This is a genomic window from Blautia parvula (assembly GCF_020215665.1).
GTDB lineage: Bacteria > Bacillota > Clostridia > Lachnospirales > Lachnospiraceae > Blautia > Blautia celeris.
The window spans coordinates 786,963-811,429 of the sequence record NZ_CP084061.1 but is presented as its reverse complement, the minus strand read 5'-3'; the positions used below and the strand labels follow the sequence as shown (position 1 = coordinate 811,429).

27 protein-coding genes are annotated in these 24,467 nt (G+C 45.9%); 8 read left to right on the top strand and 19 right to left on the bottom strand.

Annotated features, from left to right (window positions below; all coding sequences use genetic code 11):
• Positions 1–22: 22 nt before the first annotated feature.
• Both LC508_RS03890 and LC508_RS03885 read right to left on the bottom strand, forming a co-directional pair.
• On the bottom strand, positions 23–508 hold the full coding sequence (locus tag LC508_RS03890; RefSeq protein WP_103730977.1) for a GNAT family N-acetyltransferase: 486 nt from the start codon (positions 506–508) through the stop codon (positions 23–25).
• A 2-nt stretch (positions 509–510) separates the two neighbouring features.
• The gene (locus tag LC508_RS03885; RefSeq protein WP_103730976.1) at positions 511–1,401 is read right to left on the bottom strand and encodes an MBL fold metallo-hydrolase; all 891 of its coding nucleotides are present in this window, start codon (positions 1,399–1,401) and stop codon (positions 511–513) included.
• A gap of 398 nt (positions 1,402–1,799) precedes the next feature.
• On the opposite strand from LC508_RS03885, the gene pdxR reads away from it, so the two are divergent.
• Positions 1,800–3,311: a MocR-like pyridoxine biosynthesis transcription factor PdxR gene (gene pdxR, locus LC508_RS03880; protein ID WP_103730975.1), complete on the top strand. Its 1,512-nt coding sequence runs from the start codon at positions 1,800–1,802 to the stop codon at positions 3,309–3,311.
• A gap of 22 nt (positions 3,312–3,333) precedes the next feature.
• Complete coding sequence (locus LC508_RS03875) at positions 3,334–4,521, top strand: aminotransferase-like domain-containing protein (protein WP_103730974.1); 1,188 nt, start codon at positions 3,334–3,336, stop codon at positions 4,519–4,521.
• A gap of 90 nt (positions 4,522–4,611) precedes the next feature.
• Here the strand turns inward: LC508_RS03875 and LC508_RS03870 are convergent, their stop codons facing one another.
• On the bottom strand, positions 4,612–5,106 hold the full coding sequence (locus LC508_RS03870; RefSeq protein WP_033139493.1) for a hypothetical protein: 495 nt from the start codon (positions 5,104–5,106) through the stop codon (positions 4,612–4,614).
• Between the two features lie 246 nt (positions 5,107–5,352).
• Here LC508_RS03870 and LC508_RS03865 point away from each other — a divergent pair, with 246 nt between their 5' ends.
• On the top strand, positions 5,353–5,727 hold the full coding sequence (locus LC508_RS03865) for a hypothetical protein (RefSeq protein WP_033139492.1): 375 nt from the start codon (positions 5,353–5,355) through the stop codon (positions 5,725–5,727).
• A gap of 97 nt (positions 5,728–5,824) precedes the next feature.
• Here LC508_RS03865 and LC508_RS03860 read toward each other — a convergent pair whose 3' ends face one another.
• The 4 genes from LC508_RS03860 to LC508_RS03845 form a co-directional block, all read right to left on the bottom strand.
• Positions 5,825–7,171 carry an MATE family efflux transporter gene (locus tag LC508_RS03860; RefSeq protein ID WP_103733090.1) on the bottom strand — a complete coding sequence of 449 codons (1,347 nt, stop codon included), beginning with the start codon at positions 7,169–7,171 and terminating at the stop codon, positions 5,825–5,827.
• Between the two features lie 136 nt (positions 7,172–7,307).
• A complete protein-coding gene (locus LC508_RS03855) occupies positions 7,308–8,324 on the bottom strand; it encodes a hypothetical protein (protein ID WP_103733089.1) in 1,017 nt (338 codons plus the stop codon).
• Positions 8,325–8,821: 497 nt separating this feature from the next.
• Complete coding sequence (gene hypD, locus LC508_RS03850) at positions 8,822–11,194, bottom strand: trans-4-hydroxy-L-proline dehydratase (RefSeq protein WP_103732575.1); 2,373 nt, start codon at positions 11,192–11,194, stop codon at positions 8,822–8,824.
• A 5-nt stretch (positions 11,195–11,199) separates the two neighbouring features.
• On the bottom strand, positions 11,200–12,111 hold the full coding sequence (locus LC508_RS03845) for a glycyl-radical enzyme activating protein (RefSeq protein ID WP_103732574.1): 912 nt from the start codon (positions 12,109–12,111) through the stop codon (positions 11,200–11,202).
• A 196-nt stretch (positions 12,112–12,307) separates the two neighbouring features.
• Here LC508_RS03845 and LC508_RS03840 point away from each other — a divergent pair, with 196 nt between their 5' ends.
• Both LC508_RS03840 and LC508_RS03835 read left to right on the top strand, forming a co-directional pair.
• Positions 12,308–12,853, top strand: a complete 546-nt coding sequence (locus LC508_RS03840) for a PadR family transcriptional regulator (protein WP_054351319.1) — start codon at positions 12,308–12,310, stop codon at positions 12,851–12,853.
• Between the two features lie 4 nt (positions 12,854–12,857).
• Positions 12,858–13,247, top strand: coding sequence for a hypothetical protein (locus LC508_RS03835; protein WP_054351318.1), 390 nt, complete (start codon positions 12,858–12,860; stop codon positions 13,245–13,247).
• A 114-nt stretch (positions 13,248–13,361) separates the two neighbouring features.
• On the opposite strand, the gene LC508_RS03830 is transcribed toward LC508_RS03835, so the two are convergent.
• From LC508_RS03830 to LC508_RS28215, 3 genes are all read right to left on the bottom strand, one after another.
• Positions 13,362–14,702, bottom strand: a complete 1,341-nt coding sequence (locus tag LC508_RS03830) for an MATE family efflux transporter (protein ID WP_103732573.1) — start codon at positions 14,700–14,702, stop codon at positions 13,362–13,364.
• A 356-nt stretch (positions 14,703–15,058) separates the two neighbouring features.
• Positions 15,059–15,973, bottom strand: coding sequence for an AraC family transcriptional regulator (locus tag LC508_RS03825; RefSeq protein WP_103732572.1), 915 nt, complete (start codon positions 15,971–15,973; stop codon positions 15,059–15,061).
• Between the two features lie 60 nt (positions 15,974–16,033).
• Entirely contained in the window at positions 16,034–16,168 is a 135-nt protein-coding gene (locus LC508_RS28215; protein ID WP_255611233.1) for a hypothetical protein, read from the bottom strand.
• A gap of 182 nt (positions 16,169–16,350) precedes the next feature.
• Between LC508_RS28215 and LC508_RS03820 the strand changes: the two genes are divergently transcribed.
• From LC508_RS03820 to LC508_RS03810, 3 genes are all read left to right on the top strand, one after another.
• Positions 16,351–17,271 (top strand): SufB/SufD family protein, encoded by a 921-nt coding sequence (locus LC508_RS03820; RefSeq protein WP_103732311.1) that lies wholly within the window; start codon positions 16,351–16,353, stop codon positions 17,269–17,271.
• A gap of 132 nt (positions 17,272–17,403) precedes the next feature.
• Positions 17,404–17,793 carry a hypothetical protein gene (locus LC508_RS03815; protein WP_033139484.1) on the top strand — a complete coding sequence of 130 codons (390 nt, stop codon included), beginning with the start codon at positions 17,404–17,406 and terminating at the stop codon, positions 17,791–17,793.
• A gap of 12 nt (positions 17,794–17,805) precedes the next feature.
• The gene (locus tag LC508_RS03810) at positions 17,806–18,036 is read left to right on the top strand and encodes a helix-turn-helix transcriptional regulator (RefSeq protein ID WP_033139483.1); all 231 of its coding nucleotides are present in this window, start codon (positions 17,806–17,808) and stop codon (positions 18,034–18,036) included.
• Here LC508_RS03810 and LC508_RS03805 read toward each other — a convergent pair.
• From LC508_RS03805 to eutL, 9 genes are all read right to left on the bottom strand, one after another.
• Positions 18,033–18,491, bottom strand: coding sequence for a cupin domain-containing protein (locus LC508_RS03805; RefSeq protein ID WP_054351315.1), 459 nt, complete (start codon positions 18,489–18,491; stop codon positions 18,033–18,035). The two genes, LC508_RS03810 and LC508_RS03805, sit on opposite strands and share 4 nt — an antisense overlap.
• A 58-nt stretch (positions 18,492–18,549) precedes the next feature.
• The gene (gene eutH, locus LC508_RS03800) at positions 18,550–19,641 is read right to left on the bottom strand and encodes an ethanolamine utilization protein EutH (protein ID WP_033139481.1); all 1,092 of its coding nucleotides are present in this window, start codon (positions 19,639–19,641) and stop codon (positions 18,550–18,552) included.
• Positions 19,642–19,688: 47 nt separating this feature from the next.
• Positions 19,689–19,961, bottom strand: coding sequence for a EutN/CcmL family microcompartment protein (locus tag LC508_RS03795; RefSeq protein ID WP_054351314.1), 273 nt, complete (start codon positions 19,959–19,961; stop codon positions 19,689–19,691).
• Between the two features lie 9 nt (positions 19,962–19,970).
• Complete coding sequence (locus tag LC508_RS03790; protein ID WP_054351313.1) at positions 19,971–20,648, bottom strand: hypothetical protein; 678 nt, start codon at positions 20,646–20,648, stop codon at positions 19,971–19,973.
• 23 nt (positions 20,649–20,671) lie between these two features.
• Positions 20,672–21,295, bottom strand: coding sequence for an ethanolamine utilization phosphate acetyltransferase EutD (gene eutD / locus LC508_RS03785; protein WP_054351312.1), 624 nt, complete (start codon positions 21,293–21,295; stop codon positions 20,672–20,674).
• Complete coding sequence (locus LC508_RS03780) at positions 21,285–21,881, bottom strand: hypothetical protein (protein ID WP_054351311.1); 597 nt, start codon at positions 21,879–21,881, stop codon at positions 21,285–21,287. The genes eutD and LC508_RS03780 overlap by 11 nt, the downstream gene beginning before the upstream one ends.
• A 12-nt stretch (positions 21,882–21,893) precedes the next feature.
• On the bottom strand, positions 21,894–22,220 hold the full coding sequence (locus tag LC508_RS03775; RefSeq protein ID WP_033139478.1) for a BMC domain-containing protein: 327 nt from the start codon (positions 22,218–22,220) through the stop codon (positions 21,894–21,896).
• A gap of 77 nt (positions 22,221–22,297) precedes the next feature.
• Complete coding sequence (locus LC508_RS03770) at positions 22,298–23,776, bottom strand: acetaldehyde dehydrogenase (acetylating) (protein ID WP_103732310.1); 1,479 nt, start codon at positions 23,774–23,776, stop codon at positions 22,298–22,300.
• Between the two features lie 19 nt (positions 23,777–23,795).
• Positions 23,796–24,452, bottom strand: a complete 657-nt coding sequence (gene eutL, locus LC508_RS03765) for an ethanolamine utilization microcompartment protein EutL (RefSeq protein ID WP_033139477.1) — start codon at positions 24,450–24,452, stop codon at positions 23,796–23,798.
• Positions 24,453–24,467 lie beyond the last annotated feature (15 nt).

The following is a 24,467-nucleotide window of genomic DNA, read 5'->3' as shown; positions in this document are numbered from 1 at the left end:
CGAGATAAAAGTAACTGTTTTTCTATTTTACGGATAACTGCTTCAGTGTATCACCGGCAATACGGTAAACGGTCCAGTCTTCCATTGGCTCCGCTCCCAATGATAAATAGAAGTCGATGCTTGGTTTATTCCAGTCCAGGCACCACCATTCCAGGCGCCCGCATCCCCTCTCCACTGCAATTTGAGCCAGTTTTTTCAATATTCCCTTTCCATAGCCATTTCCCCGGTATTTTGGCCTTACATATAAATCTTCCAGATAAAGCCCCGCACGTCCCAAAAAGGTGGAAAAATTATGAAAGAACAGTGCAAAACCTATCTCTTCATTATCTACCACTGCAAAAATCACTTCCGCTTTCTTTTTGTCAAATATCCACTCCTCCAAAACCGCTTCTGTGGCGATCACCTCATGTTCCATCTTTTCATAAGCGGCAAGCTCTTTTATAAACTTCAGTATAAGAGCTGTGTCTTTTCTTTCCGCGTATCTGAACTTCAGATGTTTTTCCGACATGGTTATCCTTCCTCCCGAATTTTTCTCCACAACAGACTGTTATTCTCAATGTATCCCTCTATTTTTCCGCTGTCTTTCAAATAAGATAAATAAGAACGGACTGTACTTCCAACCAGCACATACTGCTCATAGGTCATGGTAATCTGATAATCGGAAAAGAGCCTTTGCAGCAATGCTTCAAATGTGATTGGCTCCCGGCAGATCTCTGTGATATGATCTGCAATCTCCAGAACCTTCTTCCTGTTGCATTCTGCCAGCGGACGGATATCTTTTACAGGCTCTGCATGAGACGGAACAAACATCTCCGCCTGCATAGCCGCTACTCGTTCCAGTGTATTTAAGTACGCTTCCACATCATAAATAAAAGTGAGCTGATATTTCTCCAGAGCAGCTGCACTGCTTAGGCAGTCAGCGAGAAACACTGTCTGGTCCGGGGTTCTGAACCCTACCATATCAAGGAAATGCCCCGGCAGAGGAATCACTTCTATCTCCTTTGGAAAGCCGCTGTCTGTCAGCTCTTTCGCCTCACTGGGAGCTGCCATCAAAAATTTATGCCTTAAATCCTGAAAGGGATATCCGCCATACAGAAGCGCCGGCTCCAGCTGCGGGTATTTTGTGAAAGCAGCCTCCATCCCATTTGCAAATATGTCACAGCCGTACTGCTGCTGAAGATAACGGTTGCCGCCGATATGGTCTGCATTGGAATGTGTGTTTAGGATAGCTTTCAATGACCAGCCATTCTGCTCCAGAATTTTACGGATTTTTCTCCCTGCATCCTTGTCATTGCCGCTGTCGATCAGATAAACCTCCTGATCATTTGCCAGATAGATCCCGATTTTTGCCGGACTCTGGATATAATAACTCCGCTCTCCGATCTGTATCAGTTCATACATAATAAAATACCACTGTTACCGTTCACCCGCATACGCCAGCACACTTTACATTCCGGCAGCGGCATAGAGAACGGTAATACACCCCTTTCACTCATATTTCGGATAAAAAATCATGCTGTATATATTACATTTACGATCCTTAGGATTATATAAAATATAGCATACATATTTTCTGTCTGCAATAAAACAATCCCCTGAAGAACGCTGGTCATACTCCGATCCGGATTTACTTTCTTCAGCGAAAATATGGTCCTGCTTTTGCGTAAAGGCGGCATATAAAACAAAAGTCCCCCTCCCATCTTTCAAATTGGTGGTAAAAAATTAAGTTCAATTGGTGGTTGATGCCCCACCAATCCTTGTATATAATACAAATTGGACCAAACCAATTGGAGGAACCCATGCAAATTCAAATAGACAAATCAAAAAAGACACCTTTATACAGACAGATCACAGAACAGATCCAGGCCCAGATCATTTCCGGTGAGATCCCGGATGGCTTTCAGTTCCCATCGGAACGTCAGTTAGCGGATACACTGGGCGTGAACCGGACAACTGTACTGAACGCGTATAAAGAATTAAAAGCGGATGGTCTGCTGGCCTCCCATGTGGGAAGGGGCACCACAGCCATCAGAGGAACTGACCAAAAAATCCGCAAAACGGATTCCCGCAGAGAACCCATGTGGGAGTATTTGTTCAGCGACTATCTAAAAAACCGCGACACCTTTGATGTCAACAAATATCTGGAAATGGCGAATCAAAAGGATGTCATATCCTTTGCCGCCGGTATTGCCTCTTTTGAAAATCCGCCTGTCCGGGCTTTCAAAGGAATTGAACATGAGCTGTTATCCAACCCGAAGGGAATGCTGGTCTCTCCTGTGGCAGGTTTTTCATCCCTGCGCAAGGTCATGGCCTCATACATGCAGAAGCGCTCCTGTTTCTGCCATCCTTCCGAGATCATGCTCGTTTCCGGTGCCCAGGAAGGTATCGACCTTGCGGCACGTGCCTTTCTGAATCCCGGCGATATTGTGCTGATTGAAGAACCGTCCTTCTTCCCGGCGATCCAGAGCTTCCGTTCCATGGGTGCCAGGCTTATGGCAGTCCCCATGGAGCATGACGGAATGGATGTAAGGATACTGGAACAGCTCTTAATGCGCTACCATCCGAAATTGATCTACACCATGCCCACTTATCATAACCCCTGCGGCGTGACCATGAGCACTGCCAAGAGAGTCCGGCTGCTGGAGCTGGCTGCCAAATATTCTGTGCCCGTTCTGGAGGATGACCCCTACAGTGAACTGAGTTTTGAAGGCCAGACCACAGCCCCCTTAAAATCCATGGACACCAACGGAAATGTGATTTATCTCAGTTCTTTTTCCAAAACCATCTATCCCGGGCTTCGTCTGGGCTGGATCTGTGCAGACAGGAAATTGATCCACCATTTTTCCGGTATCCGTCAGCTTATAGATTTACATTCCTGCTGTATTTCACAACAGATTGTGGAGCGTTTTATTGTCAATGGGGAGATGGAAAAGTATGTGGAATTCATACGAAAGGAATATAGGGAAAGAAGGGATATGATGGTGGAGGCCCTGAACCGATATGCTCCCCGCGGGCTTTCCTGGAATATACCAAACGGCGGATACTATCTGTGGTGCAGACTTCCGGATGGCCTGTCAGCCGACCAGCTGGCTTCACAGGCTGCCAAAAACGGTGTTGCCATTCTGCCCGGCATGCCTGCATACCTGACCAAACAGAAAGGGGAAGGCTATATCCGGTTAAACTATACCTTTCCTCCCAGGGACAGGATCGTCCGCGGCGTAAAAATTTTATGTGATGTGATGAGGGAACTGATCACAGCCCACGCAGAGAGTGATCCCTTAACAGAAAACGAAATAAACCCAATATTATAATTATTTTTAAAGGAGTATTTCCATGGAATATAAATACGCAAGAAGAATGTCATATGTAACCGCTTCCGAGATCAGGGAGCTTTTAAAACTCACAGAACAGCCGGAAGTCATTTTATTTGCAGGAGGCCTGCCGGCTCCTGAACTGTTTCCCATTGAGGAGATCAAAGCTGCCAACAATTATGTGCTGGACCACAACGGAGAACACGCTCTGCAGTATGCGACCACAGAAGGATATCAGCCCCTCCGGGAGTGGATCGCTGCACGTATGAACGCACAGCTTGGCACTTCCTTCTGCCATGAAAACATACTGATCACGCACGGTTCCCAGCAGGCCCTGGATCTTTCGGGAAAGGTATTTTTGGATGAAGGAGATGTGGTACTGTGCGAAAGTCCTACATATCTTGCCGCCATCAGTGCATTCAAGGCATATGGATGCAGCTTTGCGGAGGTTCCCACAGATGACAGCGGAATGATCATATCTGAACTGGAAAAAGTTTTGAAGGAAAACCCCACCGCAAAGCTGATCTATGTGGTCCCTGATTTCCAAAATCCCACAGGAAGGACCTGGAGTCTCAAGCGCAGACAGCAGCTTGCTGAAATCTCCGCAAAATACAATGTGGCAGTTGTAGAGGATAATCCCTATGGTGAGCTGAGATATGAAGGTGAATTCCTGCCCTCCATCAAATCCTTTGACCGAACAGGCAATGTCCTGTGCACCGGTACCTTTTCAAAAATCTTTTGCCCTGGTTACCGGATTGGATGGATCGCGGGAGAAAAAGAAGTCATCCGCAAATATGTCCTGGTAAAACAGGGCGTAGATTTACAGTGCAACACCATAGCCCAGATGGTCATCTCTGCCTATCTGGAAAAATATGATATTGACGCTCATATTGATAAAATACGTGAAGTATACCGGAAACGGCGCGACACAGCCATAGAAGCCATACACCGCGCTTTTCCCTCAGATATTAAATTCACCAGGCCCGAGGGCGGACTGTTTCTCTGGATTGAGCTGAATGAAAAAACAGACACTGTAAAGCTGCTCGAAAAATGTCTTGAACACAACGTGGCCTTTGTCCCCGGAAACTCCTTTTTCCCCAACACGAAAAAGCGCAATACCCTTCGGATAAACTTTTCTAATATGCCGGAAGACAAAATATCTGATGGAATTATGCGTATGGGCAAAGCTCTAAAAGAATTCACTGAATAGAAAAAGAGTTCAGACTTGTAAAATGCATCCGATATCGGTTATGATCCACCGATATCGGATTTTTATAATCGGATTTTTATGCGGCACCGTTTATTCTCTGCCAACTAAGACAGCCGTTTTCCCCGCTTCTGTCAGTATAACCGTACCTCGTTCCACTATGGGACGCGTATCCGGGATTCCCTTATATTTAGAGTAAAATGTCCGGAAAATATCTCCCTGTTCCAAAAAGTGATATATGTATAACCGGTTCCGCTCTGAAAAATCAGCTTTTAAAAGCCCCAGTTGAAACAAATAATTCAGATTATCCCCTGACTCCTTTATCTCCTCCTCCGTCTCCATTCCGCTGGACATATAAAAAACATTTTTATATTCCTGCACATGTATATGGCTTGTCTCATACAAAACTACAAGGCGAAATACCGGCAGCCATTTCGTTTCCTGAAGCTGGGTAAGTAAAAAAGCCTGCTGTCTTGAAAGGAAGGCTTCCCTGCAGATGTAATTGCAATTCCAGTAAGCGAAGTCATCAGATTTATAGCGGCAAATAAAATCATCGTTTTTCATTATATCATTCCTGTATTCTGCCATATTCCAATTACACCCCATTTCTGAATAAGCCATGCATTTTCATTCATTTTCTTGTATTAATTATAACATTATATTTTCCGATGTCCATAAAATTATTGCAGAAATCATATTTTTTCTCACAAAAACATTGTTTTTGTGTATTTTAATAAATATTCAATTTTACTGTCTTTCTTTAGGAAAACTTTAGATTTATATAATGCGGTTCTTTAAGAAATCAGGATATGCTTTCATAATGGGGGTGAGGATATGAAAAAAATTATAATCGTTTTTTTCACACTGTTATGTACTTTTGCTTTAACATCCTGTACTGGCTCGGCTTATGAAGGCAGCAGACTCGGAAATGAGAATCATCTCATTATGGAATACCGCATATTCAATACTACGGATTCACAGCCGCTGAAACTTGAAAAAGGGGATGTCATTGACGCCGAAATCGTGTGTGATTCCGGCAGGCTTTCTGTCAAAATACAAAAAGATGATGAAACACCCATATATGAAAAAGAAAAGATTGATCTCTCCACTACGTTTCAGGTTCCTATTGAAGAAAGCGGAATTTATAACATAACGATAACGGGAGAAAAGGCTAAGGGAAGTGTATGTTTTAAACGGGTCAAAGGTTAACTTGGACAGGCACACCATTGATGGATAAATTGGTGTGCCTGTTTTTGTTCTGTGTCTGATTTACGCAACTGTATAACTAACCCCAGGATTTCCATCCTCAGTTCAGAAGTTTTTTACGTTCTCTGTGCCGCATATAAATAATCCCCGTAATATCTGCTAAAAACCATCCGATGGGTATCGCCCACCAGATTCCCACAACACCGACTGCTTCTATCGGTGCCAGTATATAAGCCAGAATCACTCTGGTACCCAGGGAAATGATGGTTAAAACCAGGGACATCTCAGGAATATTTATTCCCCTGTAATAACCGTACAATAAAAACAAAATGCCGATACCTATGTAGAATGCGCCCTCAATCCGCAGATATCCCGCACCGATCTGTATGATTTCCGTATCAGAGGAAGATACAAAAAACAGCATAAGATTTTTCGCAAGCAAAAATACCAACACAGAAATCACTCCGCAAAACAGTGCCGAAACCACAAACGCCTGTCTTGTTCCTTTCTGGATCCTGTTTTCTTTTCCGGCACCGTGATTTTGGGAAATAAACAGGGAAAAGGCATTGCCGAATTCCTGTGCAGGCATATAGGCAAAAGAATCAATCTTGACTGCGGCTGTAAAGGCAGCCATAACGGCAACGCCAAAGCTGTTTACCAGCCCCTGAATCATGAGGATACCCAGATTCATTACAGACTGCTGTATAGATGCTGCAAATGAAAATCTTGTTATTTCCTGCATAGATTCCCCAGTCAGGAATATCCGGTTCTTTCCGAACAGCCGGAGCCTGAATACGGGTTCCTTGATCCACACATAGATGGATATACCAACCCCGGATATAGCCTGGGATATGACAGTGGCCTGCGCTGCGCCGCCGATACCCCAGCCAAAAGTCACAACAAAAATAATATCAAGCACAACATTCAGAATGGATGTTGTTCCCAAAAAGACCAGCGGTATCACAGAATTTCCGATAGACCTCAAAAGATAGGCATAATAATTATATAAGAATACAAAAAATATTCCGGCAAATATTATTTTTACATACTCATGTGACATCTCTAATATTTCTGCCGGTATCTGCAGTATCCGTAAAATCTGATTTATAAATACAAACACCAGAACATTTATGACTACCGTAACTCCCCCTATCAGCAGAAAAGATCCCTGCACACATACTTCCATCTTTTCCTTATCCTGTTTTCCGAAATAAAAGGAAACCAGAGAACCGCTGCCCATACATAATCCGATCAGGATAGAAGTCAGAAATGTCATAAGTGTATAGGCCGCCCCCACAGATGCCATGGCATCGGCTCCTACAAATCTGCCCACGATCAGCGTATCCGCTATATTGTAAAATTGCTGCAGGAGGTTTCCTATAATCATGGGGCCTGCAAATATGAGCATGGTTTTAATAATATTTCCTGTTGTCAGATCCTTCTTCATTGTTACATCATATTCCTTTTCTCATTTATTCTTAACCTTTATATCATAACGCAGGAAGGAATATTTGTATACTTTATCTTGCATTTTTATGTCCTGATTCAGCAAATTCTCGTAACGGTTCAGCTTTTCTGAACGGTTATAAATTCTCATTTTCCAGTCCATACTCTTTATATAACTTTTCTCTGTATTCTGTATCAAAAGAAGCCCTCTGTAAATCATCTATTCTGTTATCATGAAAAAGAAGCTGTATTAACCTTGTTAATTTTTCTTCTCCAAAATTTCTGCCTCTTCGTTCCCCTTCAATGATTCCTTCCATACGCATCTGCTGAAACGCTGTACACATATTTATCCCTCCTTCTTCTGTTCGTATGACATCTGCATTTTCTTTGATCAATGGAATATTCAAAAAATTCCCGACCAGCCTGCCCCTTTTCCACTCTAAGTTTTTGTAATGCTCCTGGTTTTTCTTAAGGAATTCCTCCATGGCATTTTTATCTTTTGCCACCCGCAGCAGCTCGAAGACTTCCTGCAGACCGGTTCTAAAGTTCCCGGGATTGACATTTCCGCTGTACACCAGATTCAGCGGATAATTTGGAATGTAATGTTTCCAGGGTTCCAATACCTTGGGAAATTCCAGCATATCATGAAGGCACATAGGGCCGTCCCACAACTGATCTTCTCCGTAGAATAATCCCAGTGTTATTATGGGGCGCAGCTTGTCTTCCTTTTTTAATCCTGACAGAAATTCCGCGCCGGGTGACAAATCCCTGCTGCTTCTGTGCTTTTTCTCCAGGTTTTGTATTTGTTTCGTGTAATCAACCGCATCATAGAGCATATGTCTGACTGGCATTCCATAATGGACCTTTCGCTGCCCTTCAACAGCAAGCTCAATACCGAGAATGCTCTCTTCCAGTCCGCTTCCTTTTTGTACATCGCGCAGCTTTTTGATCACTGCCGGCTGTCCGTCTTTCCCCGGTACTTTCATTTGTTTTTTCTCATTCATTTCTTCCAGATATTCAGGTTTGATCACCTGCTCTCCCTGAAAGACTGCACCGTTAAACAAATCCGCAAATACTTCATTATCTGACAGACAGTTGTAAACATCTTCATCTTTTGCATTTAATACTGATGCAGCTAACCTTTGTTTTTCCATCCGGCCTCCTTCAGGAAAGCAGACAGTTTTTGTGCTGATATGACACGGCGAAAATCATGCAGTTTTTTTCTTTTATTATACAATATATAACATTGCATTTCAATTCTGTTTTTCCTATCTGCCTTCCATATGTTTCACACTGAACTTTTGGCTGAAACGCCATTGATAAATAGAAACTTGTATTTAGAAATGTAAATGTAACTGTTCAATTAAGTCGGCGCATTTGCTTCGCTGACCGAGCATAAGAGTACCAGCAACAGGTATTCACTGAATCGTTACATGTAAACAACAAATGCAGACTTATTATATTCTTATTTTCCGGCAGATGCAATGACTTTATAAAAGTTTTATGTTTTTTGAATTTATCCTCTGCCGTCCATATGCCACTGTTTCCCCAGGTGTTTTCAGCCAAAAGGTGCGAAAACGCCAGGACAGACAAAAATCCGCCCCCAAAGGGCAGAAACTATACCGTTCCTGCCCTTTGGGGGCGTTCAAAATCATCCAAAGGACTGCTCTGTTCTATCGATGATCTCATCTTGCAGCGCTTTGCTTAAATTGCGGAAATGGTCGCTGTATCCAGCCACACGCACGATCAAATCCTTGTATTCCTCGGGACGTGCCTGCGCGTCTAAAAGTGTCTGGCGGTCAATCACATTAAACTGAATGTGGTGCCCGTCCAGGTTAAAATATGTCCGGACCAGATTTGCCATCTGTATCAGTCCGTTTTCACCGGATACCACCTGAGGCGTAAACTTCTGGTTCAGCAGAGTTCCCCCTGTATTCAGATGATCCATCTTGGAGCAGGATTTCACTACCGCTGTAGGGCCGTGCACATCTGCCCCTTTCTCCGGGGATATCCCTTCGGATACAGGCTTATGGGCCAGACGTCCGTTGGGGCTTGCCATCATCACTTCCCCGAAATAGACATGACAGGTGGTTGGCAGCATATTGATGCGGTACTTTCCGCCTTTCATATTCGGCCGTCCGGTCACGCTCTCATAGTAGAATGAAAATACATCCTTCATAATATCATCTGCATAGTCATCGTCATTGCCGTATTTCGGCGTCTTATTGCTGACAAGATTCCAGATTCGCCCATGTCCCTCAAAATTGTCATTCAGCGCCTGCATCAGCTCAGACATGGTAAATTTCTGTTTGTCAAAAACATTGTATTTTATGGCAGCAAGACTGTCTGTAATGGTTCCGATTCCCACGCCCTGCAGATAGTTGGTGTTATATCTGGCTCCCCCGGCATTGTAGTCCTTTCCCTTGGCAATACAGTCATTGGTGATCACGGAGAGTAACGGTACCGGCATATAGCGGGCATAAATCCCCTCAATGACATGATTGCCGCGCATTTTGATATCCAGGAAATACAAAATCTGCTTTTTATAGGCTTCAAAAAGCTCCTCATAAGATTTAAAATCCTCCGCTTTTCCAAGCGCCAGGCCAAGCGGTTCCCCGGCGGCCGGGTCATATCCGTTGTGAAGGGTGATCTCAAGGATTTTTGGCAGATTAAAATAACCGGTCAGTATATATGCCTCGTTTCCAAAAGCGCCCGTCTCCACACATCCACTGGTGCCGCCTTTTCTTGCATCTGCAATGGATTTCCCTGCGTTTAAAAGCTGCTGAATTATACTCTCTGTGTTGTAAAAAGCAGGCTGTCCCCATCCCTTTCTGGATATCTCGCAGGCTTTTATGAGAAACTCCTGAGGAGTCTTTTTACTAATCTGCACATTTGAGCTGGGCTGCAGAAGTTTCATTTCATCCATACACTCCAGGATCAGATAGCTCACCTCATTGACACCGTCATGTCCCTCCGGTGTCACTCCGCCGGTATTGATGTTGGCAAAGTCTGTGTATGTGCCGCTTTCCTTCAGTGTAATCCCCACCTTTGGAGGTGCCGGCTGATTGTTGAATTTTACCCACAGACACTCCAGCAGTTCTTTTGCCTGCTCCCGGTTAAGAATCCCTTCCTTGACATCGTGTCTGTAAAAAGATATCAGATGCTGATCCAGTCTTCCGGGGCTGTAGGCATCCCACGGGTTTAACTCACTTGTCACAGCCAGATGCACAAACCAATACATCTGAAGTGCCTGCCAGTATGTCTCCGGCTTATGTGCCGGCACAACCTTGCAGTTTTCGGCAATCTGCAGAAGTTCCTCTCTGCGTACCGGATTTTCTTCTTTTTGGGCAAGCTTAAGGGCATAGTCATGATACCGTTTTCCCAGAAGGATCACCGCATCACAAGCAATATCCATGGCACGAAGCTCATTCTCTTTATCCAGCGCCTCCGGGTCCCGGCTGTAGTCCAGATGTCCAAGCGCTTCCCGTATCTTCTCCTTATAGTCCAGAAGCCCCCGCTTATAAATGTTTTCGGAACCCACGGTATGCCCCGGACCTCTCTGTTCCATAAATTCAGTAAAAATACCACATCTATAGGCTTTCTTCCACTCCGGAGTCATTTTTTCCAGTATCCGGTGCCGGATGGAACGTCTCTCCCAGAAAGAGATCATTTCCTTTTCCTGAAACCCATAGTCCTCTTCACGTACCTTGAAGCTGATCAGCTCCCTGTCATTCATCACATGGAGATCCTGTACTGTATGGCAGCATAATTCCGGAAAGGTGGGTGCTGCCTGCGGCCCGTTTCCCTTCTCTCCCACCAACAGCTCGCCTTCCCCTATGTACAGCGTCTTCTCGGCAAAATAGTGTTTTAAAACCAGTGCCCGTAATTCCGGTACAGATACAGTGCCCTCATATCTGCGGTATACTTCGGTTTCTATTTTTGCCCGCTCCATATCTATATGCGCTTCTGTCTCCAGGCTTTCCCTGCGAAGCCTGCGGATTCTCTCGTTCATTCCCCGTTCCATCTGTATCAACCTCCTATCCTGGCCTGAAATCCCCGTTTCAGACACATATCCAACAGCTCCTGCATGCGTTCCTTAGAAGGAGTCGTAAAATCTCTGCCCCTGTATTCCTGTCCCAGCCTTGAATATTTTCCACTCCCTGTGTTGTGATAGGGAAGCAGGTGAATCCATTTTTGCCCTATGGAATGGGCATCAAGAAAGTCCAGTGTCTCTTTCATGTTCCTGTCCGTATCATTGACACCGCCCACAACCGGAATCCGTATCCAGACAGCGGCTCCGCTTTTTGACAGTTTTACGAGATTATCCAGGATCCTCTCATTTCCCGCTCCTGTCATTTTCTCGTGCAGACCGGAGTCCATGAGCTTTATATCGTATAAAAAAGTATCCGTATAAGGAATCACACTCTCTATATTTTCCCATGGGACATAACCGCAGGTATCCACATTCACACGTATTCCCCGCTCTGTCAGACCGCGCATGAGCTGTTCCAGAAATTCCTTATCCCGGGCCAGTACCTCTCCTCCCGAGAGGGTGACCCCGCCATGGGACTGCTCGTAAAAAGGCTGGTCTTTTAATGCCTCCCTAACCAGCTCCTCGACCGTATATTCTCTGCCTGCAAATTCCCTGGCATTTTGCAGACAGTATTCTTCACACGTATGGCATACACTGCACTTTTCTGGATCCGTCACCGGTCTTGGCCCCTCCATAAAAACAGCGCCGCCGGGACAGGCCGCGGCACACTCCCCGCATCCTGTACATTTTTCCTGATTCCACATAAACTGCTGACGGTACTCCTGTGTCTCCGGGTTGTGACACCAGACACAGGAAAGCGGACATCCCTTAAAAAATATGGTAGTTCGTATTCCTTCCCCATCATGAATAGAATACTTCTGTATGTCCGTCACCAATTGCGCTTTCATCTAAACTGTACCTCTCTTTATGTACTATAGCCTGAAAAACAGTCTATAAAAAGCATTATATTACCTCAGTGCACTAAAGTCAACGGATGTGCTTTCACATTTCACATAGAAACATTACCACCGAGAAACAGTGCTTTACAACCTCTATATATAGCGTTATAATATATCTAATAGATATATATGAGAGGAGACTATTATGCTGGAATCCATTGCACTCGGCATGCTGCTGGAAAAGGACCTGACAGGCTATGATATAAAAAAGTTCATAGAAAACGGAATCGGTGTCTTCTATAAGGCAAGTTTCGGAAGCCTGTACCCCGCATTAAAAAGATTAACGGAAAAGGGATATCTGACAACCAGGGATAAACCGCAGGGCAGCAGAAAGAAAATTTTTTACCACATAACAGAGGAGGGACGGAACCAATTTTTCCACTGGCTCTCCTCCCCCATGGATATTTTTGAAGGCACCAATACCCATTTGGCAAAGGTTTACTTCTTCGACCATCTGGAGGCTGAAATTCGCAGTCAGCAGCTTCTGGAATATGAGATCAATAACAGAAATTATCTGAAAAAGCTCAGGGAGCTGGAAAAAGGATTTACGGAACTGGATAATAAAGAATGCTTTTATTATAAACTCTCCACTCTTTATTACGGAATCTGCATTACGGAGGAAACCATCCGCTGGTGTCGTCATATCCGTATGCAGAAACCGCTGACAGATCTGTTGGAAAGGGAAAGGTAATACTATGATAACAAAATCCCCAAGCGGGGCGCTGAGCCCTTACTACTATAAAGGCGGCAGCTTTCACGGTATTCATTATGGAAGTTATTTTGATGATTCCGAAGGTCTGCTGTCCATGATAGGCAGAGAAGAGGCATTTATATTAAAATCCCCTCAAAAGCGCCGCATATTAATTGATTTATATGAGACTGACTTGACAAAGGAACTGACAGAAACGCTTGCAGAACATATTGAAAAAATAAGGCCCCGAATTGTTAAGCTGGCAATTACCACGGAGAAAAGAAGTCTGAGGAAACTACAGAAAGCCTTGCATAAAAAGGCTGCGTTAAATAGCGGACAGCTTTATTTCTGTACCGATATGGAGGAGGCCAAGACCTGGCTGGTACATGACTGACCAGTCTAAGTGTACATCGAATCGTGACATACAGCCTGTCAAAAGCAATTCTTATTTTCATGCAGGTCTTGCTATGACAGGCAGGACACAATATCCAATACTTCTTTTCCATTTTTAAACTATGCCTTTATCTTTCCATTTTCCTCCTATAAACCGGCATATTCCAAATAATGCCGTGCAGCTCCAAGTAAATGCCGTTGTCCACCAAATCCCCCATTGACCTATAAATGAGATGTTCGTCAATAAGAAAACAAATACTAAACGGCAGACAATTTCAACGATTCCATTTACCATTGAATAAGCAGAATCTCCTGCACCATTTAAGAGATAGCGCAGTATCTGTCCCATGCCGAGTGCCAAAAAAAATGTACTGGTAATGTGAATCCCTTTCACAGCATTATCAATAATACACGTATCTGATACAAAAATATTCATGACTATTCTCCCAAAGCCCCGGAATACCAAAACAAGAATAAGAGAATATACCAAACAGATTTTCAAAGCAGCAACCAATCCCTGTCTGATCCTTTCTGTATTTCCTGCCCCGATATTCTGCCCTGTATAAGTTGCTATTGCTGTGCCCAATGCAGTAAATGGCTGCTGGATTAAACTTTCTATCTGGCTTGTCGCCGTAAAAGCCCCTATCATACTCGTTCCATATCCATTTATTACCCACTGCAAAATCGTTGTTGATAAGTAAATAAACGAGTACTGGAATCCCATTGGTATGCATATCCTAAAGATTTGCTTTGCCATAGCTTTATCAAACTTTACCTTCTTTAATGCCGTTTCAAAACAAGAATATTTTCTTATGGCATAAATAAAACATAAAATCCCTGCTATTCCTTGCGCCGACAATGAGGCGATTGCTGTCCCCTCAACACCCGTATGAAATATCAAGATAAATACCAAATCAAATGCAATATTCAATATACTGCAAACCACCAAAAAAATAATTGGTGTTTTCGCATCACCTAACGAACGTAATACGCTAAACGGTATGTAATATAAGATTACAACCACCAGACCGCCTAGTGATATTGACATATAATTGATGGAATCTTCCAACAAAGAAGCAGGCGTATTCAGCAATAAAAGAATCGGTTTTGTGACCAGCAATGCTAAAATGGAAATCATCAAGGTACTAAGTATTGTTATCATTGTGCCATTTCTGATTGCCAAAGCCGTCCCCTCTTCATCCTTTGCCCCATAAAATTGCGAAACAACAATTCCTGAACCAATCGCAATTCCAAGACAGAGAGATGTAAACACCATAGATACAGAACCCGTTGCACCTACGGATGAAAATGCGTCTGCACCTATCAGATGCCCTACAATTATCCTGTCCGCAATAATAAATGACTGTTGAAATATTGTTCCAAACATAAGTGGAATGGCAAAACATAAAAGTAATTTTAAAGGACTTCCTTTTGTCATATTTGTTTGTGTACTCAATTCTATGACTCCTTTCGTAGGGTCAAACACGGTATTAAGTAATCACCTTGCCTTTCGTATCTGCCGTCCATTTTCTCAAATTGTGAATCAGAGAATAAAAACAATTGCGGACAGCCAACGTTTTTTTATCTTCTGAATTATACTATGGCAATAAAAGAGCCGCTAAATCCTGTAATGTAGCTGCTATATATGTAATGTCTTTGATTCCGTATTTTTGAATCACATATGCAAACACCTCCCATTTTTGGGCGGTGTTTGCAATCTTAATTCTTTTTTGTCCTCATGTTCCATCTAAATCAAATAATAATATTTCATAATTTGTTTTATCAATCTATTTCTGCTTTCACAGGTACAGGTTATTCTATCGCTGCCGGAATCACCCAAACCTCCATATAATAGATTCCATCCATATTTTTAAAATATTTCTCAGCGGAAAACGGCTGGGTCACCAGCTTATGGTTCGGAAGCCAGGTGCCGAAGAGGTATTTTCCCGCCTGATACAGTGCTTTTGTCACAAGCTCTTCAAAGCTTTCCGCTTCAATGCCGCAGACAACGTATTCTCCCGGCGGCAGTACCTCTTTTACCATTCCTTCCGGTATCTCCTTTTGGCTTGCCAGCCCTCCTGCAAAATAGGTAAACTCTCCCCTCTGCGGATCAGGCCTGTAGGACATTCCCAGTTCCACATCCGGATTCAGATACTCCGCAAACCTCTCTTTTTCCTTGTGGTATTGCTTCCAAAGCTGTCCCGGTATATCTACTCCTGTACTCTCGCCTGCCGGGATCTGGTCTTCTATCTTCACTTTTGTCTCAAACCCCAAATATGTCTCCGGTTCATTGAGTGTTTTTCTGTTGATCTCCAGAACAATATTTCCTGCAAGCAGCGGAACTCCTTCGTCGATCATGGTATAACTCATGGATATCTCAGGTTTTAGAAAAGTATTCAAAAGCGGACGCCTATCTCTGTATTCCTCCGGCGTCAGTCCGTAGGTGGATTTGAATGCTCTGGTGAAATTGGCATGGCTGGAAAACCCGTAATCCAGGGCAATGTCCAGTATCCTCTGTTGGTCTTTTTCCAGTTCTGCGATCACCAGGGCCAGGCGGCGCAGTTTTACATATTCCTGGACCGTTCTGTTTACCAGACGCTTAAAAAGTCTCTGAAAATAAAAGGGAGACAGCCCTGCTATCTCGGACAGGCGTTCTGCACTGATGTCCTCCTTAATATGCGCTTCTATATAGTCTACTGTATTTTGTATGGCTTCCCATGCGTGCATTTTTGTGCACCTCCTTTATTTGATATGGGTATTTTACCAAATAAATTCGCTGCCGGCTTTTCACCCAGTGCTCATTTCTTCTGGTATTCCTCGTGATAAACATAAATCTATATACAGCATATCCCTTTGACTATTTATTGCAAGGCCTGTTTTATCTTCTTTCATTTTTTCGCTGTTAACAGTTATTCCGGTCATAACGGTAACATCCCGGCTGTTGTTCCGGACCGTACCTAAAAACATAAACAGCCTGACAAAGTTCCTTTATTCACAAGAGTATAAAATGCTGCGGAGCATTCATATGTTAGAGTTAAGACCGTCCCGGACGGCAGCGGAAAACAAAACTGCTGACCGCCGGAGAAAAAAAGGTAAGATTCTTTATGAATAAAATCTCAAAAAAACTCCTGCAGATTATCACTGATTTTACCGATGAATTCCGCGGTGCGTTCAATATCCGTGAAAACGGGGAATGTGCGGGCCGCCGTTCCACTCCGAATATACGCATTGAGACAAAAGAAGGTGCTCCCGGTCTCGTAATACATATAAGCTCCGAAGCACAGAAAGAGACGGTTTATATCCCTGCCTGCGTAACCCACGGAGGGGTTGACGACCTTGTCTACAATGATTTTTATGTAGGCGCAGGGGCTGATGTCACCATCATAGCCGGATGCGGCGTCCACACAGGCAGCGGGGAAACGGCGCGGCATAACGGAATCCACAGTTTCTTTCTGGAAAAGGGCGCACATGTTCTCTACAAAGAGAGGCATATAGGCACAGGACCGGAAAACGGCAAAAAACACATAGACTCTGTTACGGATGCTGTCCTGTTGGAAGACTCCTTTCTGGAAATTGACACCAAACAGATCGGAGGTGTGGACAGCACGCTGAGAAAGACAACAGCCCGGCTGGCCGCAAGGGCCAGACTGACCGTTCATGAAAGGATCCTGACAGAAAAGGAAGAGACTGCCAAAACATATTTTACAGTCTCCATGGATGGAGAAGATTCCGCTGTTGACCTCATCTCACGCTCTGTGGCAAAAGGCGCCTCACGCCAGGAATACCACTCCCGCATCATGGGAAACTGCCGCTGCAGCGGACATTCCGAATGTGACGCGATCCTGGCTGACCGGGGCACGGTAAATGCTGCCCCGGAGTTGTTCGCAGGCTGTATGGACGCTGCACTGATTCACGAAGCAGCCATCGGCAAAATCGCCGGGGAACAGATCATAAAACTTCGTACCCTGGGCCTTACAGAGGCGGAGGCAGAGGAAAAGATCATAGAGGGATTCTTACGTTCATGACAGCGCCCTCACGGCTGCTGCAATATTTTTGCTATTTTATCGAATTCTTTTCAGACTATTGACAAAACAGAAATATGTGATATATTTGTATCAGTTACAAATATATCACATACAAACAGGGAGGTGCAGAATATGCTGAGTGTGCGAAAAGAGGAACTGCTGACCAACGGGCTGGTGGGACTTGCAGGTATTTTATTTTCTGTGCTCAATTTTTTTGCCGATAAAGATTCACTGGCATGTATTTCATTTGCTGTTATCGTATTCCTATATGCCGGCGCATATTATTACCGGCGTAAAGTAAAAAATGAGCCATGGGACGAGTTAACGGTTGAAAATTACGCGAAGGCCAGACGGCTCACATTGCTGTTTGTGGAATTGACTTTGCTGATCTGGACGGTCCTCTGCATCATCGGGCATCTGCGGGTAACGATCAGTGCCAGCCATATTCTCTTTTATTACGGATCGATCAAACTGGTACAGACGGGAGCATTTCTGTATTTTGACTCTCACATCACAGAGTAGAAAGACTGACTTATGAAAAAGAAACTGACAACAACCATCCGGGAATACCGTATACAAAACAATATGAGCCAGCAGGAACTGGCTGACCTCACAGGTGTACGGCGTGAGACCATTATCCGGCTGGAAAAAGGCGCGTATAATCCATCCCTTCAGTTAGCCATGGACATCTCCCATGTCTTTCACACTACTGTGGAAGAATTATTCACCTTCACAGCCGAACAAGAGGATGAGGAAAAGCATTAATTTGCCCAGTCTGCCGGATATGTCACATAGATAAAACGGGCGCTTTGGGGGACAGAAAACTGTATTTTGGAACCTTTCGGAATCAGAATGATCTCCCCAGGGCCTGCGGTCACCTGCATTTTATCCTTTATGATAGTAAGCGAACCTTCTATGACATAATCAATCTCATCATAGTCCAGAGTCCAGTCAAATGTGGTCTTCTCCATTTCCATGATTCCGCATCCAAGCCGCGGACTCTCTGACAGGGTAAACAGATCATGTGTGTATACCCTGTCATTCCTGTTTCCGGTATCCAGCCGGTCTGTCTCTGTCACATGGATCTTCGGAACTTCCATCTTGATGACGCCTGCAATCTCCTGTCTGTGTACGTCATTTTTCGGACAGCCGGAAGTTCCTATTTTCTCTGTCAATATCTGTGTAATGATCTGTTCAATAGCTTCTCTGCTGATTTCCATTTCTTCACCTGTCTTTCCGTAACAGTTCAGACAAGCTGAACTGTTACGTTTTTCCTTCTTATGCTTCTTTTGAAATCTTTTTATTCCGTACCAGAATCAACGCGGCAAATACTGCCGTGATTCCGCCCACCAGTTTTCCCACGATCATGGGGAAGATCATATCCTGGTTAAATCCTGCCGTAAATCCCAGATGGTCTCCGAATACAAAGGCTGCTGACACTGCAAAAGCCACATTCAGCACTTTTCCTCTGTCATCCATATCCTTCATCATACCGAACATGGGGATACTGTTTGCAAGACTGGCTACCAGTCCTGCCGCTGCCACCTCATTCATGCCTAAAACTTTTCCCAGTCCCATAAGGGGCTTTTTAAATACCTTTGTGATCACATATACCAGCGGAAATGCGCCGGCCAGGACAATGGCAATATCCGCTACCACCTCGAATCCCTCGCCAATGGGATTCATGCCCGGAATCAGGACAATACCGGTGAGCTGTTCTATGATACCCACGCCGAGTCCGAGGGTGATCACTGCCACTACAAACTTTCCAAAATACGTGAATCCCTTTACCATAGCACTCTCAAATTTCCACAGGCCAAGGGCAATGAGCACTGCAAAAATAATGATGGGAATCAGATTTTTGAGTACCATAGTGAACGAATACCCTGCTGCCAGACCGCCTGCCAGAGAACCGATGGGTATGGTGATGACACCGGCAAGAACACCAGTTGCCAGATATTTCCGGTCCTCCTCTCTGATGATCCCGAGAGCTACCGGAATGGTGAATACAATGGTCGGCCCCAACATGGCTCCCACAATAAGTCCACCGAAATTGCCGGCATCCTCATTTAATGCCAGTGCCTGTGCCAGAGGCGCGCCGCCCATATCGTTCGCCAGAATAGAACCTGCAAACATGGCCGGGTCAGCCCCCAAAAGGCCGAACACAGGCACAATGACAGGCTTTAAAAGATTGGCGATCACCGGAGCCAGGGCAATGATTCCCACCATGGAGATTGACAGCGCTCCGATTGCCATGATTCCCTCTTCAAACTTTTCTCCCAGTCCAAAACGGCTGCCGAATATTCTGTCCAGCGCACCCAGGGCCGCAAATATTACCATAATGTAAATAATTATCTCATTGATGCTCAACCGTCATCCCTCCTCATGTATATCCAGTCCGCGGTACATGTGCGGACCTACTTAATCGCTACATCCAGAGTATCTATGATCCCCACAATAGCTGCATCCACCGGTGTTTTTCCATTTCCCACAACCATCCTTGCGGAATTTCCCCGGCAGACCAGGACCATATCCCCAACCCCGGCTCCGATGACATCCGCGGCGACCAGCAGGGATTCCTTTTCCTGTCTGTACCGTTTCATCACATCAATTACCAGGAGCTTCTGTCCGTTGATAGCCTCGTCTTTTTTCGTGGCCCAAACACTTCCGATTACTGTTCCGATTTCCATTCCTATACCTCACTGCTGTCTTCTGACTGTCAGATTATGATTGGAAATATAGTCCTTCGCCAGAGGTGTTATGATCGTCTTTCTGCCAATCAATACGGTTCTGTAACCAGTCCCGCGCATTTTTCCCAGGTCGGATTCCCCAAGCAGCTTAAGGCCGGTCAAATCAAAGGCTGTACTGTCATCTGCCGGTGCACAATCTTTTTTCCAAACCCGCACTGCAAGTTCTGCTGCCTCCTGTACGCCCGAGACGATCTCACCGCCGAAGCGCCTGATCTCCTCCTCATATTCCTGATATTTCTGATATAAGGCCTTGTAGGAAGACTCCCGGTATCTCCGGTATTCCAGACCTTTTTCCAGGATATAGACCTTCCTGCCGCTTAGCAGGGCCTCCAGAATACACTGTGCCTCCGGCTGTCCGGGAATCCCAAGAGCAGTATAAGCCAGTAAACCCATGGAGACTTGTGCTGCCACAACGAAATCATATGTCCCTGCTTCCTGAAGAGTTTGAATCTCTGCAAAGGATCTCAGAATGTTTTCCTCTGCCGGCTCAAGCGCCCCAAGTACCAGAACTTTTCCGGTGCGGGAGCATCCGCAGGTTTCCTCCTGCATTCTGTCCATACGGGCCTTAACTTCCTCTATGATATCATCAATCAGACTGTCCGTCACTTCCGACTTCCCTATATTCACCGCACAACCTCCTTTCCCCGGTTTTACCGTACAATGCGGCAGAAGGTACCTTTTTCAAATCCACAGGCGTTTGCCTCATCATAGTCAATGTGCACATAGGTCTGGAATTCGCTGCTCACCCGGGCAATGGTATCCTCAAAGATCACCGGACGGCTTCCGTAAACTTTGATTTTCAATGCTTCCTTATCTTTTACATGAAGCCTTGCTGCGTCCTCCGGTGTGATGTGCATGTGACGTTTGGCTATGATCACGCCTTTATCTGTGACAATCTGTCTGTCGCCGTTTGTGATGGTGATTCCCGGCGTGCCTGCAATATCACCGCTTAACCGCACAGGGGGGCGTATGCCGAGCACAAGGGAATCTGTCATGGAAATCTCTGCCTGGGTCTCCTTCCTCTCCGGTCCCAGGATGACCACATTGTGAATGGTCCCTTTTGGCCCGGTCAGGGCAACTCTCTCCTTACATACATACTGTCCCGGCTGGGACAGATCCCTTACTTTTGTAAGCCGGTATCCTCTGCCGAACAGACGCTCCACATCTTCCCTGCACAGATGCACATGTCTGCCGGAGGCCTCCACCTCCACCATCATCCTGTCCTTCAGTTCCCTGACAACAGCCTCTACTACTGCCTCTACCTCAACATTCATAAGTTCCTCCATATTTACCAGTCAAAAACTTGAACATCATGATCCAGAATAGGGAGGAGAGCCTGTTCAGGACACGTATGATATCTTCCCGCTCCACATCCCCGGTCTCTGTCTTAAAAGCCCGGTAGGCAGTCAGCTCTGTCTCTCTGGCCTTTGTCCTCAGCCTGTTTAAATATGCCACGATCTCACTGTGGCAGTACGTGGGCAGAAAATGTTTCATCCCGTAATACCGGCTGGGGTGGTGAGAATGGGCACGCATGGCGTCCGTGTCCAGCCCCTGCATGGTGATCTCGCCCACAGGCTCCCCGGATACCTCACAGCGCAGAAGCCAGCGGATGGTTTTGATGATCTCCTCCAGGTCCTCTGTGAGCGTGTGGAGATGCTGCTTTTCCGTGATCGTCTGTAAAACGATGATCTCTGCCTCCAGGGAGTCAACGGCTCCCCGGAAGGCAATTCTTGGGTGGTCTTTATACACCAGATGGTCTCCGCGCAGATGGGTCATGTGTTCCGGTTTTTCCTGTTTTTTCTCCAGGGTTTCCTGAATCGCCTCCGCCACGATACGGCGGATTTTTTCCTGTTCTTCCATTCTGCCGCTCCTTTATACCGGAGAGTTCTCGTCTGTGTAGGAAGCTCCGGTTCCTTTTTCAAGCTGGTGGGGCAGAATCACATCCACTTCTGTGTGAGGGCGGGGGATCACGTGTACGGACACCAGCTCTCCCACACGCTCTGCTGCAGATGCACCTGCATCGGTCGCTGCCTTGACTGCGCCCACATCGCCGCGCACCATAACTGTGACTAATCCGGCACCGATGCTCTCTTTTCCAACCAGAGCCACATTGGCTGCCTTGACCATGGCATCCGCTGCTTCAATTGCTCCCACAAGACCTTTTGTTTCAATCATTCCTAATGCATTTGTATTTGCCATAATGATTACCTCCAAATCTTTTCCATTTTCCAAAGCTGTTCTTTCTCTGTTAGTATTCTACATTTAGCTGAATTCATTCAGACGAATTCTTTTACGATTTTATCTACAATGGTATTTATGAGTTCCTGGCTTATCCGGCCGCTGCAGGATGATGTTGTGCTGTTCTGTGCTGTCTCGCTTTCCCTGCGAATCTCTTCCAGTTCTTTTGTGCCGAATGCCACACGTTTGATATTGATCAAATCCAGCGGACCGATGTTGTTGGAGGAGGAACTTCCTCCCACCGCACCGCATCCAAGTGTCAGGGCCGGGAACAGACCTGTGGTTGCTCCGATACCGCCAAGAGCTCCGGGCGTGTTGACCAGAAAACGGGATGCCGGAATCTGCAGCGCGAATTTTCTCACCAGCGCCTCATCCTCCGCATGCATGGAAAAAGTGTGTCCCGCACCTTCCATATGAAGGATCTCAATGCTTCTCTCCAGGACTCTGTCCGTATTTTCTTCCACAAAAAGTCCCAGGATGGGGGCCAGTTTTTCCCTGGAGTAAGGTGCATCTGCTCCCACCTTTGTCTCTCTTCCCACCAGCACTCTGGCAGATGACGGAACACCGCAGAGCCCCGCGTACTCCGCGATCTGGGCACATGTCTTTCCCACGATCATGGGGTTCATGGTGCCGTTTGCCCGCAGAATGAATCTGCCAAGCTGTCTGGACTGTTCCTGTGTCAGCACAAAGGCGCCCTGGGCCTTCAGCTCCTCCACCACCTTTTCCTCCATGCTTCGCTCCACAATAATGGACTGCTCAGAAGCACAGATGGTTCCGTTGTCAAAGGTTTTGGAATCCAGGATCTGCTTCACAGCCCGCTTTACATCAGCACTCCTGTCAATAAATGCAGGGCCGTTGCCTGCCCCCACGCCGATAGCGGGTGTTCCTGAGGAATAGGCGGATTTTACCATGGCGCCTCCTCCCGTTGCCAGGATGAGGGCTGTTCTGTCGTTTTTCATCAGGGCTTGTGTTGCCTCCATGGTTGGCACACTGATCGCCGATATGGCTCCTTTGGGGCATCCTGCCTGGCATGCCGCTTTGGAGATGACCTGCACGGTTTCCAGTATGCATTTCTTTGCGCCCGGATGTGGGGAAAATACAATGGCATTGCCGCCCTTTAAGGCGATCATGGCCTTGTAAATGACTGTGGATGTGGGGTTAGTGGAGGGGACGATTCCCGCGATCACCCCCACAGGTGTGCCGATATCCCACACCTTTCTCTCCCTGTCCTCATGGAGAATTCCCACTGTCTTTTCATTCTTCACAGCATCGTAAACCACTCTGGCTGCAAACATGTTTTTGATCACCTTATCCTGCCATCTGCCGAAACCGGTCTCCTGCTGGGCCGCTTTTGCAAGCGGTACCGCGTGGGCGGCTCCGGCATCGCTGATGGCTTTTACGATGCGGTCAATCTGTGTCTGGTCCATACGTGACAGTTCCCGCTGGGCCTTTTCTGCCTCTATGAGCAGGTTCCTTGTCTCCTGCACGGAAATCAGGTCTTTATCCTTTAATTCCATTGTTCACTCTCCTTTTCCCTTATTCAAAATCTTTTGGATAGTCTGCCACTGCCTGTACTGCCTGGGCAAACGCAGAGCAGGCTGCCTTGCATGCGGACTGGCTTCCTGTAAGAAGGCCTCCGCCAAAATTCGTCTCTGAGGGCGGGCCGTAAAAAGATACCATTGACACGTCCGCAGCTTTCATGGCAGCGTCCAGGCCATAGACTGCCTCCAGAGGCGGTGCGATCAGATAGGCCAGGGCCTCACCTTCCGGTATCCCTGCTGTCTTTGACAGGTAGGAACCTGTCCGGGATACGGTGTGGGCATAGTAGACAATGGAATCATCCTCATTGGCGCTTACAAAGCAGGGGCCGGATTCCATAAAATTCCGTATGGAATTCAGTCCGCTCCGTATCTCTGCCGGACTCGGGCCGCCTATGATACCAATGACCTCACCTGCCAGCTTCGTGGACGCATTGGCCGCACCGGCATACATGGATCTCGCGTAGACGACCTCCACATCTGCATCTTTTGTGGCTTCATCAAGGGCAGTGTAGAGCACATCGTCCGTATCCGCTGTTACGATTCCAAGGCTTTTATGCCTTGGCCCCAGCTCCAGCGCTTTTGCCAAATCCTCACTGACATTGGAAATCATGCGGATTCCCAGTATCGCGGGACGCAGTTCATCATGTTTCATAGTATTCCTCCAATA

Excerpts from the sequence above, each read along its gene's own strand:
- LC508_RS03890 (WP_103730977.1), bottom strand. The coding sequence starts at position 508 with ATGTCGGAAAAACATCTGAAGTTCAGATACGCGGAAAGAAAAGACACA.
- LC508_RS03885 (WP_103730976.1), bottom strand. The coding sequence starts at position 1,401 with ATGTATGAACTGATACAGATCGGAGAGCGGAGTTATTATATCCAGAGT.
- pdxR (WP_103730975.1), top strand. The coding sequence starts at position 1,800 with ATGCAAATTCAAATAGACAAATCAAAAAAGACACCTTTATACAGACAG.
- LC508_RS03875 (WP_103730974.1), top strand. The coding sequence starts at position 3,334 with ATGGAATATAAATACGCAAGAAGAATGTCATATGTAACCGCTTCCGAG.
- LC508_RS03870 (WP_033139493.1), bottom strand. The coding sequence starts at position 5,106 with ATGGCAGAATACAGGAATGATATAATGAAAAACGATGATTTTATTTGC.
- LC508_RS03865 (WP_033139492.1), top strand. The coding sequence starts at position 5,353 with ATGAAAAAAATTATAATCGTTTTTTTCACACTGTTATGTACTTTTGCT.
- LC508_RS03860 (WP_103733090.1), bottom strand. The coding sequence starts at position 7,171 with ATGAAGAAGGATCTGACAACAGGAAATATTATTAAAACCATGCTCATA.
- LC508_RS03855 (WP_103733089.1), bottom strand. The coding sequence starts at position 8,324 with ATGGAAAAACAAAGGTTAGCTGCATCAGTATTAAATGCAAAAGATGAA.
- hypD (WP_103732575.1), bottom strand. The coding sequence starts at position 11,194 with ATGGAACGGGGAATGAACGAGAGAATCCGCAGGCTTCGCAGGGAAAGC.
- LC508_RS03845 (WP_103732574.1), bottom strand. The coding sequence starts at position 12,111 with ATGAAAGCGCAATTGGTGACGGACATACAGAAGTATTCTATTCATGAT.
- LC508_RS03840 (WP_054351319.1), top strand. The coding sequence starts at position 12,308 with ATGCTGGAATCCATTGCACTCGGCATGCTGCTGGAAAAGGACCTGACA.
- LC508_RS03835 (WP_054351318.1), top strand. The coding sequence starts at position 12,858 with ATGATAACAAAATCCCCAAGCGGGGCGCTGAGCCCTTACTACTATAAA.
- LC508_RS03825 (WP_103732572.1), bottom strand. The coding sequence starts at position 15,973 with ATGCACGCATGGGAAGCCATACAAAATACAGTAGACTATATAGAAGCG.
- LC508_RS28215 (WP_255611233.1), bottom strand. The coding sequence starts at position 16,168 with ATGACCGGAATAACTGTTAACAGCGAAAAAATGAAAGAAGATAAAACA.
- LC508_RS03820 (WP_103732311.1), top strand. The coding sequence starts at position 16,351 with ATGAATAAAATCTCAAAAAAACTCCTGCAGATTATCACTGATTTTACC.
- LC508_RS03815 (WP_033139484.1), top strand. The coding sequence starts at position 17,404 with ATGCTGAGTGTGCGAAAAGAGGAACTGCTGACCAACGGGCTGGTGGGA.
- LC508_RS03810 (WP_033139483.1), top strand. The coding sequence starts at position 17,806 with ATGAAAAAGAAACTGACAACAACCATCCGGGAATACCGTATACAAAAC.
- LC508_RS03805 (WP_054351315.1), bottom strand. The coding sequence starts at position 18,491 with ATGGAAATCAGCAGAGAAGCTATTGAACAGATCATTACACAGATATTG.
- LC508_RS03795 (WP_054351314.1), bottom strand. The coding sequence starts at position 19,961 with ATGGAAATCGGAACAGTAATCGGAAGTGTTTGGGCCACGAAAAAAGAC.
- eutD (WP_054351312.1), bottom strand. The coding sequence starts at position 21,295 with ATGAATGTTGAGGTAGAGGCAGTAGTAGAGGCTGTTGTCAGGGAACTG.
- LC508_RS03780 (WP_054351311.1), bottom strand. The coding sequence starts at position 21,881 with ATGGAAGAACAGGAAAAAATCCGCCGTATCGTGGCGGAGGCGATTCAG.
- LC508_RS03775 (WP_033139478.1), bottom strand. The coding sequence starts at position 22,220 with ATGGCAAATACAAATGCATTAGGAATGATTGAAACAAAAGGTCTTGTG.
- LC508_RS03770 (WP_103732310.1), bottom strand. The coding sequence starts at position 23,776 with ATGGAATTAAAGGATAAAGACCTGATTTCCGTGCAGGAGACAAGGAAC.
- eutL (WP_033139477.1), bottom strand. The coding sequence starts at position 24,452 with ATGAAACATGATGAACTGCGTCCCGCGATACTGGGAATCCGCATGATT.